The organism is Pseudoroseicyclus sp. H15, from assembly GCF_054353345.1.
Genome location: NZ_JBTHJE010000008.1, coordinates 23,227 through 37,797, shown reverse-complemented (window position 1 = coordinate 37,797; position 14,571 = coordinate 23,227). Strand labels below are relative to the sequence as shown.

The window sequence follows — 14,571 nt, the reverse complement described above, 5'->3', positions numbered from 1 at the left end:
CGGGGGCCACAGGCGGCAAGCGCCGGGGTTATCGGATGCTTGGCTATTCGCTTGTGGCGGGTGGCGTGTCGGCCCCATCCTGCAGGGGCAGCGCATCCTCCTGCGGAATCGCGGGGGCCTCTTCCGGGGCTGCGCCCTCCTCCGACCCATCCCCCAGAGCCGCGTCGATCGCGTCGATCGCATCTTCGGTGATGTCGAGCGCGTTGACGGCGAGGAAGACGTTGCGCCGGTCGAGGATGACGCTCGCGCCCCGCTCCAGCATCATGCGCCCCAGCACCGGCGAGGCATCGCGCACGAAGGCGTCGCGACCCTGCGCCACGATCTGCTGCAGCGCGCGCTCCTTGGCATCCTGCTCGGCGCGGATCTGTTGGACGCGCTGGTCGAAGGCCTGCGCCTCGGCGCGGAAGGCGTCGGGCTCCATCGTCGGGCGGCGGCGGGTGAGGCTTTGCTCTTCCTCCGTCAGCTGCGCCTCGATGGCGCGGTTCTCGGTGGCCAGATCCTCGGTCGCCTGGACCAGCTCATCGTTGATACGCTGACCGTAAAGCGTGCCGGCGAAGAGCGTGTCGGGGTCGATGGTCAACAGCGGGCTGACCACCTGGCCGGTGTTGAAGCCGGCGCCCCCCGGCTGCCCCTGCGCCAGCACGGTGCCGACGGGCAAGCCAAGGGCCAGCGCCAGGCTGAGAAGGGCGGCCCCTGCCCGCATCGTCAGAACGACGTGGCGATGGTCAGCTCGAAGCTGCGCGTCTCGTCGAATTCCTCCGCCAGCAGCGGCTCGGAGAAGTTGAAGCGGAGCGGGCCGAGCGGCGTGTCCCAGAAGAGCGACAGGCCGATGGTCGCCCGGGGAGCGTATTCATCGTAGAGCACGTCGGCGCCATAGGTTTCGCCGACTTCCCAGAGCGAGCCGTAATCGACGAAGGCGCCGCCAGAGAGGCCGAATTCCTCGGGGATGACCACGAGCGGGAATTCCGCTTCGAGCCGCGCCACCGCGAAGGCATTGCCGCCGAGCGCATCCATCGTATCCGCGTCGCGCGGGCCGATGCCGCGATAGGCGAAACCGCGAATGTAGCGGCTGCCGAGGAAGTAACGGTCAGTCACGCGGGAATTGCCCTCGGTATAGGCCAGATAGCCGCCCTCGAGCGTCGCGCGCAGCGTCACCTCTTCGCTCAGCACCTTGGTCTCGGCCGAGGCGAGAGCGGTGGTGCGGATGAACTGCGTGTCGCCCACGCCGAATTCCTGCCCGAAGCGCAGCAGCAGGCCGGCATTCGGGTCAAGCCCGGTGCGGCGCGTGTCGAACGTGTAGGTATAGCCCAGCGAGGTGGCCCAGAGACCGCCCTGCGCGGCTTCGCGCTGGATGACGATTGAGGGGTCGTCGCTGGTGTCGCCGGGCGTATCGGCGCCGGCGACGTTGTAGATATCGGTATATTCGAGCGCGCCGTAGACGGAGAGACGCCCGTTCTCCGACACCGGGAAGCCGAGCGACGGGCTGAAGCGGAACGTCTCGGTATCGTAGAGGGCGGCATCGTTGTTCGTCTGCCGGTAGCTCGTATCGAGGCCGAAGCGCAGATCACGGCCAAGGAACTGCGGTTCGCTGAAATCGAGGCTGAAGATCCGGTTGCGCGGGCTGGTGGAGATCTGGAAGTCGATGCCCTGGCCGCGGCCGAGGAAGTTCTGCTCCGAATAGCTGGCGACGAGCGCGAAGCCGGTATCGGAATTGTAGTTGCCGCCGAACGTCAGCCGCCCCGTGGGCTGCTCGGTCACGTCGACATCGACGATCACCTGGTCGGGCGACGAGCCATCGCGGGTGTTGATGTCGACCGCGGCGAAATAGCCGAGCGCGCGGATGCGGCGGGCGCTTTCGCGGATTTCGCGGGCGTTGAAGGGGTCGCCCTCGACGGTGGTGAACTGGTTGCGGATCACCCGGTCGAGCGTGGTGTTGTTGCCCTCGATATCGATGCGTTCGACAAACTGGCGCGGCGCGCGCACGAGCGTATACTGGATATCCAGCGTCAGATCGCGCGGGTTGCGCGTGATGCGCGGCTCGGCGGCGACGAAGGGAATGCCAAGGCGGATGGCCTGACGTTCCAGCCGGGCGATGTCTTCATCGATGTTCACCGGCGAGTAGACGCTGCCGGGCCGCGAGCGGGTGATGCCCTGGAACTGCTCGACGGGCGCCTCGGGCATGGCACTGGCCACGGTTACGTTGCCCAGCCGGTACTGCTGGCCCTCTTCGATGTTGAAGGTGATGAGATAGCCGTCGCGGGCGCGGGTGAGCGCGACATCCACGTTGTCGACCGAGAAATCGACATAGCCGCGCGAGCGGTAGAAATCGGCCAGCGCCTCGCGGTCGGACGCGACACGCTCGGCAATGAAAGTGTCGCGCTGGATGATGAAATCGAGGAGGCCGGCCTGTTTGGTGTTGAGCACGCCGCGCAGGCGCCGCTCGGAATAGGCATCGTTGCCGACGAAAGAGATGCGCTCGACCTCGGAGACGCCACCTTCGGCAATCTCGAACACCAGATCGACGCGGTTGTCGCTGCGCTCGATCAGGCGCGGCGTGATGGCGGCGTTGATGCGGCCCGAATCGGCATAGGCCTCGGTCAGCGCGGCCACATCGGCCTCGGCGACGTTCGGGTTGAATACCTGCCGGGGAGTGGAGCGGACGAGCGCGCTGAGCCGCTCGTCGTTCAGCCGCGAGTTCCCCTCGAAGCTGATCTGGTTGATCGTGGGATATTCCACCACGCGGATGATGAGCGTGCCGCCCGAGGGCACGATCTCGACAGAGTCGAACAGCCCCGTGGCCCGCAGGTTCTGGCCTGCAGCGTTCAGCTCACCTGCCGACACGCTCTCGCCGCGGGCGATGCCCGCGTAAGAGAGGATGGTGCCAGGCTCGATGCGCTGGTTGCCCTCGATCTGAACGTTCGAAAATGCGTAATTCTGCGCCGCTGCCGGCAACACCGCCAGGCCACTCAGAAACACCCCTGTCACAAGCGTAGCAAGCCCTCGGCCCGCACGCCCCCCCGCGTTTTTCATTCTTCTGTCCGTAGCAGCTTAGCTGGTCTGACGTAGCCCGGATGCGGGCCGGATGTCAAAACACAGTCTGCCCCGATTTCCCGCTCCGGCGGGGAGCCGCGGATGGCTCAGACGGGGTTGCCGATATGGCGCAGGGCCAGCGTCAAGGAAGAGACCCAGGCCGAGGCGCTGAGCAGCGCGACGATGACCAACGCATAGAACAGCCTGTCGGAATTCACCCGAACAAGCAGAGCCAGACCACTGGTTCCCGCAATAAGCGACTGCATCGAACACCCCAACACGCTCAACATCCACAAGCGTCTCAGATGCCAAGAAATTATGGCGCCAATAAGGAATCGCGTGCCCTGGCCGCCCGGCTCAGGGGCAGAGGAAGATGTCGTTGGCCAGCGCGAAGATCATCAGCCCCATCACCAGCGTCAGGCCGATGGCCGTGAGCACCCGCACGGAGTTTTCCGAAGGCTGCCGCCGCGCCACCGCCTCATAGGCGATAAACACCAGATGCCCGCCGTCGAGCACCGGCACGGGCAGCAGGTTGAGCAGCCCGATCCCGGCAGAGATGACGGCGAGGAACCAGATGAAGTTACTGGCCCCCTGGCTGGCCACCTGCCCCGAGGTTTCGGCGATGGTGACAGGGCCCGAGAGGTTGCACGACGAGATCGCGCCGGTGAATACGTTCCACAGGCCCGACAGCGAGGTTTGCAGCACATACTTCAGCTGCAGCACCGCTTGGCCGACAGCCGCCAGCGGCCCGGGGCTTTCGGTCATCGGCTCGAGGTATTCGCCGGCGATCACCCCGATCAGCCAGCGGTTCTCAAAGCCGCCGCGGGCGCCCGGCACATCCATCTGCCGCGGGCTGAGCGTGACCTCACGCTCGCCCTCGCCCTGCCGCCAGACGCCCAGCACGACGGGTGCGCCCTGTGTTTCGGCCACAATGTCGACGAGTTGCGAAAAGCGGTAGACCGGCGAGCCATTGGCCGAGACGATCACATCGCCCTTCTCCAGCCCGGCTGCGAAGGCGGCGGAATTGGGATTCACGGCCCCCACAATGGGCGGCATCAGCGCAGGGCCGGTGACGGTGATCTCCTGCCCGTCGCGCAGCACGCGGTATTCGAGCGTGTCGTCCTGCGGCATGGCCTGCCAATCGACAAGGCCTGTCTCCTCCGGCACCTCGATACCGCCGATGGCGAGGATGCGGTCGCCCGGCTCAAGCTGCGAGGGGAAGCTGTCTGGCAGCGGGGCCACGCGCTCGACCGTCAGCGGCGTGACGGGGCGGCCCTCGGTGTGGAAGACGCCGGCAAAGATGACGATGGCGAGGATGAAGTTGAAGAACGGCCCGCCCGCGATGGTCAGGGCCCGCGCCCAGAGTGGCGCGCCCAGCATCGTCTCGCGCCCGCGCTTGCTGCCCTTCGCCTCGCCCATCGAGGCCGCATTGGCATCGCCCGCAAACTTGACGTAGCCGCCCAGCGGCACGGCGGCGATCTGCCAGATGGTGCCGCGCTTGTCGCGCCACGAGGCGAGCTGCGGGCCGAAGCCGACCGAGAAGACATCGGCCTTGATGCCGCACCAGCGGCCAACGAGGTAATGCCCCAGCTCGTGGATCGTCACGATGACGACGATCGCGACCAGGAAGAAAAACAGCGTGAAGATGACCGAGCCCGTCTGCGGCAAGAACGTCGTGAAATCCAAGCTATCCTCCGGTCTTCACGGCAAGATCGCTCGCCGCCTCCTTTGCCCAGGCTCGGGCCGCCCTGTCGTGCTCGACGATGGTATCGATGTCTAGAATGGCAGATTGTCGCCCTTGGCCTGTCAAGAATCTATCGAGGACACTAGCCACCACCGCTGACATATCCGTGAACCGCAGCTCTCCCGCGAGGAAGGCGTCGAGCGCGGCCTCCTTGGCGGCGTTGAAGACGGCCCCCGCACCGCTGCCGGCCTCCATCACCTGCATCGCCAGATCAAGCGCGGGGTAGCGCGCCGGGTCGGGCGCGGCGAAGGAGAGCTGGCCGATGGCGGCAAGATCGAGCCGCTCAACGGGCAACGGCTGGCGCTGCGGCCAGTTCAGGGCATGGCCGATGGCATGGCGCATGTCGGGCGGGCCGATATGGGCGATGATTCCGCCATCGTTGTGGCCGACCAGAGCGTGCACGAGGCTTTCGCGGTGGATCAGCACCTCGATCTGCCGGGGGGCGAGGCCAAAGAACTCTTTGGCTTCAATCATTTCCAGCGCCTTGTTGAACATCGAGGCGCTGTCGATGGTGATGCGCTGGCCCATGGCCCAGTTGGGGTGGGTCGAGGCTTCATCCGGCGTCGCGCGCGCGAGCTTCTCCAGCGGCCAGTCGCGGAAGGCGCCGCCCGAGGCGGTGATGATCACGCGCTCTACGCTGGCCATATCGTCGCTGCCCAGGGCCTGGAAGATGGCGGAATGCTCGCTGTCGACGGGCAGCAGCGTGGCGCCGTGACGGCGGGCCATGTCCATCACCAGGGGCCCAGCGGCGACGAGGGTTTCCTTGTTGGCCAGCGCCAGCGTGCCGCCCCGGCGCAACACCTCCAGCCCAGGCGCGAGACCGGCGAAGCCGATGATGGCGCTCATCGTCCAGTCCACCGGGCGGGCCGCGGCCTCGCAGATGGCGGTGGTGCCGGCAGCAACCTCAACGCCGCTGCCTGCCAGCCGCTCTTCCAGCTCGGCGCGGCAGTCCTCATAGGCGGTGACCGCGAGCGAAGCGCCAAGGCGGCGCGCGTCGCTGGCGAGCTGCGCCACGTTCCGCCCGCCGGTCAGCGCTTCCACCCGGTAGGTGCCCGGGTTTCTGGCAATAAGGTCGATGGTGGATTGGCCGATAGAGCCTGTGGCCCCGAGGATCGTGACCGACCGCATCAAAGCGGCCCCGGCATCCAGCCCGCCCAGGTGAGGATGGCGACCAGCAGCGCCGCGAAGGTGAGCGCGTCGAACCGGTCGAGCACGCCGCCATGGCCGGGAATGAGGTTCGAGCTGTCCTTCAGGCCGAAGCGCCGTTTCAGCCAGCTCTCGGAGATGTCGCCCATCTGTCCGGCAAAGCTGGCGAGGATCGAGATGAGGATCAGCCCCATCTGCGCCTCGAGCAGGATGGCAGAGATCAGCCCCACAACGCCGGCGGCGACCCAGCCGGCAACGGTGCCCGACCATGTCTTGCTCGGCGAGATCGAAGGCCAGAACTTCGGGCCGCCGAAGAAGCGCCCGGCAAAATATCCAGCAACATCAGTGGCTATGACGACGAGGATGATCCAAAGCAGCCAGCCGATCCCCTCGCCCCGCAGCTCGACCAGCGCAGAGGCGCCGATCAGGATCGCAGCCCCATAAAGCCCGATGGCAACCCGGTGCCGGTTGGCCGAGGCGCCGAGCCCCGCACCGATCAGCAGAACGACGGGCCAGGGCAAGGCGATGGCGGCGGCACCGGCGACCGAGAGCACCTGCCCCGGGCGCCCGCGGTTGGGCGCACTCATGGCTGAGACTTCCCACACCATCAGGCCGGCGGCGATGGCGCAGAACGCCTGCCACCATTCCAGCCCCGCGAACATGGCCACGAGTGCGACGATGCCCAGAACGGTGCCCGAGATCACGCGAACCTGAAGGTCCGCCCAACGGCTTGCCGGCTCAGCCACGCGTCAGGCCCGGACCGCCCCGAAGCGGCGGTCACGCTTGGCGTAGCTCTTCAGGACGGCGGCGAATTCGTTCGCGGTGAAATCCGGCCAGAGCGTGTCGACGAAGTCGTACTCCGCATAGGCCGATTGCCAGAGCAGGAAGTTCGAGATGCGCGCCTCGCCCGAGGTGCGGATGACGAGATCCGGGTCGGGCAGCACGCGGGTGTCGAGGAAGCGGGCCAGCGTCTCGGCATCGACCTCGTCATGCTTGATGCGGCCCTGCTCCACCTCGTAGGCGAGCCGCTTGGCGGCGCGGGTCACCTCGTCGCGACCGCCGTAATTGATGGCGATGGTCAGGTTCATCTTGGTGTTGCCCGCGGTGAGCATCTCAAGATTGTCCATCATGTCGACAAGCTTGGGCTCCAGCTTCACCCGGTCGCCGATGAAACGCACGCAAACGCCATCGCGCACCAGCGCCCGCGCCTCGCGCTCGATATAGCGGCGGAAGAGGCCCATGAGGCCGGCGACCTCTGTCTGGGTGCGCTTCCAGTTCTCGGTCGAGAAGGCGAAGATGGTCAGGTATTCCACCCCGAGATCGGGACAGGCGGCAACGATATCTCGCACCCGCTTGGCACCGACATGGTGGCCGTAAAGCCGGGGGCGGCCACGCTGCTGCGCCCAGCGCCCATTGCCATCCATGATGACGGCCACGTGCCTGGGGCCGGGGCGCGACGCTTCGGTCTGTTCGTCTCGGGCCAAGGTGCCCTCCATCCTATGCAGGTCAGACCTGCATGATTTCCGCCTGCTTGGTCTCCAGCAACTTGTCGACGGCGCCGATGTACTCGTCGGTGAGGTCTTGCACCTCGCCTTCCCAGATTTTCTGGTCGTCTTCGGCCATGCCGTCCTTGTTCTTCTTGATCTGGTCCATCCCGTCGCGGCGCAGGTTGCGGATGGCCACGCGCGCCCGCTCGGCATAATCGCCGGCCACCTTGGTCAACTCGCGGCGGCGCTCTTCGTTCAGTTCGGGGATCGGCAGCATGATGATGGTGCCGTTGAGCTGCGGGTTGATGCCGAGCCCGCTTTCGCGGATCGCCTTCTCGACCTTCTGGACGAGGCCCTTGTCCCAGACGTTCACCGTCACCATCCGCGGCTCGGGCACGTTGACCGTCCCGACCTGGTTGATGGGCGTGGGGCTGCCATAGGCATCGACCATCACCGGCTCGAGCATCGAGGCCGAGGCACGGCCGGTGCGGAGCGATGCGAATTCCGTGCGCAGCGACTGGATGGCCCCATCCATCCGGCGCTTCAGATCGTCGGTGTCGAGTTCAAATTCTTCTGCCATCTTCGGGTCTTTTCCGTTCGTCGCTGCTCTGTCCCGGCGCTTCATATAACCGCGCCTCGCTCATCTGGCCAGCGCGAGCCGTGCAGGAAGTGTGCAAGTGGCGCGTCGCCGCCGCACAAGTCGGCACAGGCCTCGCGCCCCGGCAGGCCGGAACGATAGGCCCCCGCATCGGTTCACCCCCTGCATGACGCCGATGCAGGGAGACCCGCCATGGACTGGCTGACGGATCACAGCGCCGCACTCAACCTCATCGCCAATCTTGGCATGCTGGTGATCTGGGTCGTCTATCTGCAGGTGTTCCTCTTCACCTACCTGCGCGCCCGGCGACCGCGGGTGAACATCACGCGGGGTCGCGGCTCAGACATGGATGCGCTCTGCCTCGTCTCGAACATGAGCCAGGAGCCGGTCTATCCGCAGAGCATCTATTGCACGATCAACGGCCCCGACGGTGATTGCTCCGCCACTATCACCGACCGTGATCTGCTACGGGCCGGCGAGAGCGAGGACACGCCCGGCGTCACCAGCCAGGGCCCGCTGGGCCAGGGCCAGTTCATGAGCCTCGGCCCCTTTCGCCGCATGCTGGAGATCACGCTGGAGCAATCGGGCGAGGGCCCCTGCGAGCTCAGCGAGGTGTCAGACCAGATCGAAGGTTTCGAGATCATGGTCATCAGCGCCTTCGGCGGCGACGATCTGGAGATCGCGGCCACCCGCGCCTTCCGCGTCGATCAGCGGGGAGACCCGTGGGCCGTGATCCCCGTGCATCCGCAGACACGGCAAATCTCCAGCCGGCGCGAGCGCAAGCAGATCCGCCGGCAGATCATCGAAGAGCTGAGGCCGGACTAGCCGCGCACGATGGTGTATGTACCCTCACCCGCGAGGATGCCGCGGAAGCCGCCCGGCTCATCCAGCGAGAAGACGATGATGGGCAGCGAGTTGTCGCGCGCCAGGGCAATGGCGCTGGCGTCCATCACGCCCAGATGCTGCTGCAGCACGTCGTCGTAGGTGATCTTCTCGTAGCGCTTGGCATCGGGAAATTTCTTCGGGTCCTTGTCGTAGACGCCGTCGACCTTGGTGCCCTTGAAGATGGCCTCGCAATTCATCTCGTTGGCGCGCAGCGTGGCGGCCGTATCGGTGGTGAAATACGGGTTGCCGGTGCCGGCGGCGAAGATGACCACGCGGGCCTTCTCCAGATGGCGCACGGCGCGGCGGCGGATGTAGGGCTCACAGACCTGATCCATGGGGATCGCCGTCTGCACACGCGAATGCACGCCCAGCTCTTCGAGGGCGCTCTGCATGGCGAGCGCGTTCATCACCGTGGCCAGCATGCCCATGTAATCGGCCGTCGAGCGTTCCATCCCCTGAGCGGCGCCCGAGAGGCCGCGGAAGATGTTGCCGCCGCCGATGACCATGCAGATCTCGACGCCCATGTTGTGCACGCTTTGCACTTCCTTGGCGATTCGCTGCACTGTCGGCGGGTGAAGCCCGTAGCCGAGGTCGCCCATCAGCGCCTCGCCTGAAATCTTGAGAAGGACGCGCTTGTAGGTGGTTCTCGCTTCGCTCATTCCGAAGGCCCCATCATGTCCCCTGCCATGGCTCTGCCCCCACCTTATTGCATCCGGGCAGACCATACGGAAAAGCAGGTGAGGTTCAATGGCAGGAGGGCCGATGCCGCGGCTTGAAGACATATTGGCAGCGCCACCGCCGCCCGCGCGCCACATCCTGCTCGCCGGGCCGACCGGAAGCGGCAAGTCCGGGCTGGCGCTGGAGCTGGCCGAGCGGCTGGGCGGAACGGTGGTGAATGCCGATGCGCTGCAGGTGTTCGGCGGCTGGCGCATCCTCACTGCGCGGCCGGGCGAGGCGGATCTCGCCCGCGCCCCCCACCGGCTATATGGCCATGTGCCGCCGGCGGACGCCTATTCGGTGGGCGCCTGGCTGCGGGAGGTGGCGGAGCTGCTGGCGGGCAACGAGCGGCTCATCATCACCGGCGGCACCGGCCTCTACTTCACCGCGTTGTCGGAGGGGCTTGCGGAGATCCCGCCGACGCCCGCCAGCGTGCGGGCCGAGGCGGATGCGATGCCCCTGCCCGCCCTGATCGACGGCCTCGATGCGGAGAGCCGCGCGGGCCTGGACCTCGCCAACCGCGCCCGGGTGCAGCGGGCATGGGAAGTGCTCACCGCCACCGGCACCGGCATTGCAACCTGGCAAGCGCGCACGCCCGCCCCTTTGCTGCCGCTGGAGGATGCCGCGCCCTACGTGATGGAAGCGCCGCCCGACTGGCTGAACCCGCGCCTCGCCCAGCGCTTCGACGCGATGCTGGCCGAGGGCCTGCTGGCCGAGGGCAAGGCGATGCGCCCCGGCTTCTCGCCCGCCCACTCCGCCAGCAAGGCCATCGGCGCCGCCCAACTTATCGCGCATCTGCAAGGCGAGCTTTCCCTGCCCGCCCTGCGCGAGGCGATCCTCACGCTGTCGCGGCAATACGCCAAGCGGCAGCGCAGCTGGTTCCGCGCCCGGATGAAGAGCTGGAGCTGGCTCCCGCCGGAGTAAGCCCCCAGACCAACCTGGCGGGCACGCTGGCACTCTCCCCACAGGCCGGCATCTTTCTTCGGGTTTTCGCGACGTGGGCGGTTGCCAGACCGGCCAAGCTTGGGTCACCTTGCTGTGAGCGATGCTGCGTAAGGAACCTGGGGGCCAAATGGCGGGCGACGAACGACATCTGCTCGACCTCACCTCTATCGGGCAGACAGCCATCGCCAACCGCTGGCGCACCGAGGCGATGCGCGCCCATGCCTCGCCCCGGCTCATCTTCTTCACCAAGGGCCAGGGGCGCATCACCATCGCCGGGCTCACCTCGGGCTACAACGCCAACAACCTGATCTTCCTGCCTGCCGACACGATGTACGGCTTCGAGGTCGGCCCCACCGCCTTCGGCCATATGCTGGCGATCCCGGCCGCCATGGCCGGCGAATGGCCGGATGTGCCGGTGCACATGCGCCTTCGCGACGTAGTGGTGCAAAAGGAGATCACCGGCGTCTTCGACAATCTCGAACGCGAGCTCAGCTCCAGCCGCGCCGGCCATGCCCGCGCCGCGCATTACCACCTCGGCCTGCTGGCGGTGCTCTTCGAGCGGGCGCTGGAGCAGCACGAGGCGGCGCAGGGCCAGGCGCGGGCGGAAAGCGCGGCCGCCCGGCTCGTTGCGGCCTATACCGGCCTGCTGGAGCGTGACTACGCAAAGGGCCTGACCATCGCCCAATACGCGGGCAAGCTCGGCGTGACGCCCACACATCTCACCCGCTCCTGCCGGCGGACCTGTGGCAAGTCGGCCCATGATCTGCTGACGGACAGGGTGCTGTTCGAGGCGCGGCGCCGGCTGATCGAGACGCACACGCCGGTGGCGGAGATCGGCGCGGCGCTGGGTTTTTCATCGCCCGCCTACTTTTCCCGCGCCTTTAATGCGGGCGTTGGCATGAGCCCTTCGCAGTTCCGCCGGCAATCTGCCGAAAAATCCGCCACTGGGCCGCGTGGCCGGGCGCAGACCAATCAAGAAGTGACCCGCGCGACCGGCAAGCTCGGTTGATGTCGCTCAGAGACAATGCAAAGGTCGCAAATAGAACGAGAAATGACGGAAGTCCGCAAGCCGCGCCCAGTGAAGGCGGGCCGAATGCGGCGAAGCGGACATAACCTCTCATTAGAAGAGGATGTCGTTCTCTAACGACGAGGCCTTCCCTCAAGGGCCGGCCGCCAACAGACGACTTGTGTCACAGGGAGTTTCGCATGACGCACCACCAGAAAATCGAGGGCCCGGTTCACGCCGCCGCCCTGATGTATGCCGAGGAAGAAAAGGCCGGCAAGCTCAGCCGCCGCGAGTTCCTCACCCGCACCACCGCACTCGGGGTTTCCGCCTCTGCCGCTTACGGCCTGATCGGCCTTACCGCCCCTGCCCCAGCCTACGCGCAGGACATGGACAAGCCCATGGGCGGCACGCTGCGGATGCAGATGGAAACGCTGGCCCTGAAGGACCCGCGCCTTTTCGACTGGTCGGAGATGGGCAACTTCTCCCGCGGCTGGCTGGAATACCTCGTCGAGTACGAGATCGACGGCTCGCTGCGCGGCATGCTGCTGGAAGGCTGGGAAGCCAACGAGAATGCCAGCCAGTTCACGCTGAACGTCCGCCAGGGCGTCACCTGGAACAACGGCGACCCCTTCACCGCCGATGACGTGATCTTCAACATCACCCGCTGGTGCGACGGCACCGTCGAGGGCAATTCGATGGCCACCCGCATGTCGACGCTGGTCGACCCGGAGACCTCGCAGCTGCGCGAGGGCGCCATCGAGAAGGTCGACGATCACACCGTCGTCCTGAACCTCTCGGCCCCCGACATCGCCATCATCGTCTCGATGGCCGACTACCCGGCCTCGATCGTGCACCCGAGCTACGACGGCGGCGATCCCTCCGACAACCCGATCGGCACCGGCCCCTACCTGCCGGAAGAGAACCAGGTCGGCGTGCGCCAGACCCTCGTGAAAAACGAGGATCACGCCTGGTGGGGCACCGACGTGTACGGCGGCCCGTATCTCGACCGTATCGAGTATATCGACTACGGCACCGACCCCTCGGCGATCGTGGCGGCCGTCGAATCCGAAGAGATCGACGCGACCTACCAAAGCCAGGGCGACTTCATCGACATCTTCGACAGCCTCGGCTGGGAGAAGTCGGAAGCCATCACGGCCTCGACGCTCACGATCCGCTTCAACCAGGACAGCGAGCCCTACAACGTCAAGGAAGTGCGCAACGCCCTTGAGATGGCCGTCAACAACGCGGTGATCCTCGAGCTTGGCTACAACGATCTCGGCACCGTTGCCGAGAACCACCATGTCTGCCCGATCCACCCCGAATACGCCCAGATCGACCCGCCGGTCTACGACCCGGAGGCCGCCAAGGCGATGCTCGAAGAAGCGGGCTACGGCGACTACGAGTTCGAGCTGATCTCGATCGACGACGACTGGCAGGCCGCCTCTTGCGATGCCACCGCCGCGCAGCTGCGCGACGCCGGCATCAACGTGGCGCGCACCGTGCTGCCGGGCTCGACCTTCTGGAACGACTGGCTGAAGTACCCCTTCTCGGCGACGGAATGGAACATGCGCCCCCTCGGCGTGCAGATCCTCAACCTCGCCTACCGAACGGGCGCCTCGTGGAACGAGACCGCCTTCTCCAGCGAAGAGTTCGACAGCCTGCTCGACGAGGCCAACGGCATCGCCGATGCCGAAGCGCGCTCGGAGGTGATGGCCAAGCTCGAGACGATCATGCAGGACGAAGGCGTCACCATTCAGCCCTACTGGCGCTCGCTCTACCGGCACTATCGCCCGGGCGTGCTGGGGGCCGAGATGCACCCGACGTTCGAGCATCATCACTACAAGTGGGCGATCGAAAGCTGATCGCATGTTGCGGGGGCCAGCAAAACTGGCCCCCGTTTTTCTCCGAACCGCGCTGAAGATGCGGGACACAAGAAAAATTCAAGCCGGGGGGCCTGATGCTGCGATTTTTGTTCGCACGCGTGGTGACGATGCTGATCACCGCGCTCTGCCTGACCTTCATCGTCTTTGCGCTCACCAACCTTGCGCCAAACCTGGAAAAGGTCGCCAAATCCGAGGCCGGCTCCCGGATCTCTGACGAGGAGGTCATCAGCTGGCTCGACCGCAACGGCTATGGCGAGCCGACACTGGTGCGCTACGGCGAATGGCTGGGCGTGCTGCCCGGATGGCAGATCGAACAACCCGACGGCACGATCCGCGGCCGCTGCTTCCCCATCGGGGCAGACCCTGCCGAAGCCCCCACCTATTGCGGCGTGCTGCAGGGCTATTGGGGCGAAAGCACTGTTTTCAAGGAACCTGTGGGCGACATCATCGGCCGCGCCCTGGCGCTGACCGGCAAGCTGATGTTCTGGGTGATGATGGTCATGGTGCCCGGCGCGCTGATCATCGGCGTGCTCGCCGGCATGCGCGAGGGCAGCCGCACTGACCGCTCCCTCTCGGCCGTCTCCATCGTCACGACGGCGACGCCCGAATACGTCTCCGGCGTGCTGCTCATCACCATCTTCGCCTCCTCCGCCGTCGGGCTGAAGTGGTTCAACGGGTCCGCCACCTCGGCGATGCAGGATGCGAACTTCACCAACTTCACCCTGCCCGTCATCACCATCGCGCTCTACGGCATGGGTTACATCGCCCGGATGACCCGCGCCTCGATGACAGAGGTCATGACAGCGCAATATATCCGCACCGCGCGCCTCAAGGGCGTGCGCTTTCGCAACATCGTGCTCCGCCATGCGCTGAGGAACGCGCTGATCGCCCCGTTCACGGTGATCATGCTGCAGTTCCCCTGGCTCCTGAACGGCGTGGTGATCGTGGAGACCCTGTTCAACTACAAGGGCTTCGGCTGGACGCTGGTGCAGGCCGCCAGCAACAACGACATTGAGCTGCTGCTCGGCGTCTCGGTCGTCTCCGTTTTCGTGGTGCTCGTCACCCAGCTCATATCCGACATCGGATATGTCTACCTGAACCCCCGCATCCGGATCAGCTGAGGAGCCCCC

Annotated in this window: 14 protein-coding genes; 5 read left to right on the top strand and 9 right to left on the bottom strand. The window is 66.1% G+C overall.

Features of this window, described 5'->3' with window-relative positions:
• Positions 1-43: 43 nt before the first annotated feature.
• From ACXN5S_RS18045 to frr, 8 genes are all read right to left on the bottom strand, one after another.
• Complete coding sequence (locus tag ACXN5S_RS18045; protein WP_458606874.1) at positions 44-703, bottom strand: OmpH/Skp family outer membrane protein; 660 nt, start codon at positions 701-703, stop codon at positions 44-46.
• A gap of 2 nt (positions 704-705) precedes the next feature.
• Complete coding sequence (bamA, locus tag ACXN5S_RS18040; protein ID WP_458606873.1) at positions 706-3,030, bottom strand: outer membrane protein assembly factor BamA; 2,325 nt, start codon at positions 3,028-3,030, stop codon at positions 706-708.
• Between the two features lie 107 nt (positions 3,031-3,137).
• On the bottom strand, positions 3,138-3,296 hold the full coding sequence (locus ACXN5S_RS18035) for a hypothetical protein (RefSeq protein WP_458606872.1): 159 nt from the start codon (positions 3,294-3,296) through the stop codon (positions 3,138-3,140).
• A 91-nt stretch (positions 3,297-3,387) separates the two neighbouring features.
• The gene (gene rseP, locus ACXN5S_RS18030) at positions 3,388-4,716 is read right to left on the bottom strand and encodes an RIP metalloprotease RseP (RefSeq protein ID WP_458606871.1); all 1,329 of its coding nucleotides are present in this window, start codon (positions 4,714-4,716) and stop codon (positions 3,388-3,390) included.
• A 1-nt stretch (position 4,717) separates the two neighbouring features.
• Positions 4,718-5,902, bottom strand: a complete 1,185-nt coding sequence (gene dxr, locus ACXN5S_RS18025; RefSeq protein WP_458606870.1) for a 1-deoxy-D-xylulose-5-phosphate reductoisomerase — start codon at positions 5,900-5,902, stop codon at positions 4,718-4,720.
• On the bottom strand, positions 5,902-6,666 hold the full coding sequence (locus tag ACXN5S_RS18020; protein ID WP_458606869.1) for a phosphatidate cytidylyltransferase: 765 nt from the start codon (positions 6,664-6,666) through the stop codon (positions 5,902-5,904). Before ACXN5S_RS18020 ends, dxr begins: the two co-directional genes overlap by 1 nt.
• 3 nt (positions 6,667-6,669) lie before the next feature.
• On the bottom strand, positions 6,670-7,416 hold the full coding sequence (gene uppS / locus ACXN5S_RS18015; protein WP_458606868.1) for a polyprenyl diphosphate synthase: 747 nt from the start codon (positions 7,414-7,416) through the stop codon (positions 6,670-6,672).
• Positions 7,417-7,426: 10 nt separating this feature from the next.
• The gene (gene frr / locus ACXN5S_RS18010) at positions 7,427-7,987 is read right to left on the bottom strand and encodes a ribosome recycling factor (protein ID WP_458606867.1); all 561 of its coding nucleotides are present in this window, start codon (positions 7,985-7,987) and stop codon (positions 7,427-7,429) included.
• Positions 7,988-8,197: 210 nt separating this feature from the next.
• Here frr and ACXN5S_RS18005 point away from each other — a divergent pair, with 210 nt between their 5' ends.
• Positions 8,198-8,830: a hypothetical protein gene (locus ACXN5S_RS18005; RefSeq protein ID WP_458606866.1), complete on the top strand. Its 633-nt coding sequence runs from the start codon at positions 8,198-8,200 to the stop codon at positions 8,828-8,830.
• On the opposite strand, the gene pyrH is transcribed toward ACXN5S_RS18005, so the two are convergent.
• Positions 8,827-9,549 (bottom strand): UMP kinase, encoded by a 723-nt coding sequence (pyrH, locus tag ACXN5S_RS18000; RefSeq protein ID WP_458606865.1) that lies wholly within the window; start codon positions 9,547-9,549, stop codon positions 8,827-8,829. The two genes, ACXN5S_RS18005 and pyrH, sit on opposite strands and share 4 nt — an antisense overlap.
• A 103-nt stretch (positions 9,550-9,652) precedes the next feature.
• Here pyrH and miaA point away from each other — a divergent pair, with 103 nt between their 5' ends.
• The 4 genes from miaA (at position 9,653) to ACXN5S_RS17980 (ending at position 14,562) form a co-directional block, all read left to right on the top strand.
• The gene (gene miaA, locus ACXN5S_RS17995) at positions 9,653-10,531 is read left to right on the top strand and encodes a tRNA (adenosine(37)-N6)-dimethylallyltransferase MiaA (RefSeq protein WP_458606864.1); all 879 of its coding nucleotides are present in this window, start codon (positions 9,653-9,655) and stop codon (positions 10,529-10,531) included.
• A 148-nt stretch (positions 10,532-10,679) separates the two neighbouring features.
• Positions 10,680-11,561: a helix-turn-helix domain-containing protein gene (locus ACXN5S_RS17990; RefSeq protein WP_458606863.1), complete on the top strand. Its 882-nt coding sequence runs from the start codon at positions 10,680-10,682 to the stop codon at positions 11,559-11,561.
• Positions 11,562-11,758: 197 nt separating this feature from the next.
• Positions 11,759-13,420, top strand: coding sequence for an ABC transporter substrate-binding protein (locus ACXN5S_RS17985; RefSeq protein ID WP_458606862.1), 1,662 nt, complete (start codon positions 11,759-11,761; stop codon positions 13,418-13,420).
• A 95-nt stretch (positions 13,421-13,515) separates the two neighbouring features.
• Entirely contained in the window at positions 13,516-14,562 is a 1,047-nt protein-coding gene (locus ACXN5S_RS17980) for an ABC transporter permease (protein WP_458606861.1), read from the top strand.
• The last annotated feature ends 9 nt before the right edge of the window (positions 14,563-14,571 follow it).

Bases quoted from the DNA above. Each gene is read 5' to 3' on its own strand.
- ACXN5S_RS18045 (WP_458606874.1), bottom strand. From the start codon at position 703: ATGCGGGCAGGGGCCGCCCTTCTCAGCCTGGCGCTGGCCCTTGGCTTG.
- bamA (WP_458606873.1), bottom strand. From the start codon at position 3,030: ATGAAAAACGCGGGGGGGCGTGCGGGCCGAGGGCTTGCTACGCTTGTG.
- ACXN5S_RS18035 (WP_458606872.1), bottom strand. From the start codon at position 3,296: ATGCAGTCGCTTATTGCGGGAACCAGTGGTCTGGCTCTGCTTGTTCGG.
- dxr (WP_458606870.1), bottom strand. From the start codon at position 5,902: ATGCGGTCGGTCACGATCCTCGGGGCCACAGGCTCTATCGGCCAATCC.
- uppS (WP_458606868.1), bottom strand. From the start codon at position 7,416: ATGGAGGGCACCTTGGCCCGAGACGAACAGACCGAAGCGTCGCGCCCC.
- frr (WP_458606867.1), bottom strand. From the start codon at position 7,987: ATGGCAGAAGAATTTGAACTCGACACCGACGATCTGAAGCGCCGGATG.
- ACXN5S_RS18005 (WP_458606866.1), top strand. From the start codon at position 8,198: ATGGACTGGCTGACGGATCACAGCGCCGCACTCAACCTCATCGCCAAT.
- pyrH (WP_458606865.1), bottom strand. From the start codon at position 9,549: ATGAGCGAAGCGAGAACCACCTACAAGCGCGTCCTTCTCAAGATTTCA.
- miaA (WP_458606864.1), top strand. From the start codon at position 9,653: ATGCCGCGGCTTGAAGACATATTGGCAGCGCCACCGCCGCCCGCGCGC.
- ACXN5S_RS17990 (WP_458606863.1), top strand. From the start codon at position 10,680: ATGGCGGGCGACGAACGACATCTGCTCGACCTCACCTCTATCGGGCAG.
- ACXN5S_RS17985 (WP_458606862.1), top strand. From the start codon at position 11,759: ATGACGCACCACCAGAAAATCGAGGGCCCGGTTCACGCCGCCGCCCTG.
- ACXN5S_RS17980 (WP_458606861.1), top strand. From the start codon at position 13,516: ATGCTGCGATTTTTGTTCGCACGCGTGGTGACGATGCTGATCACCGCG.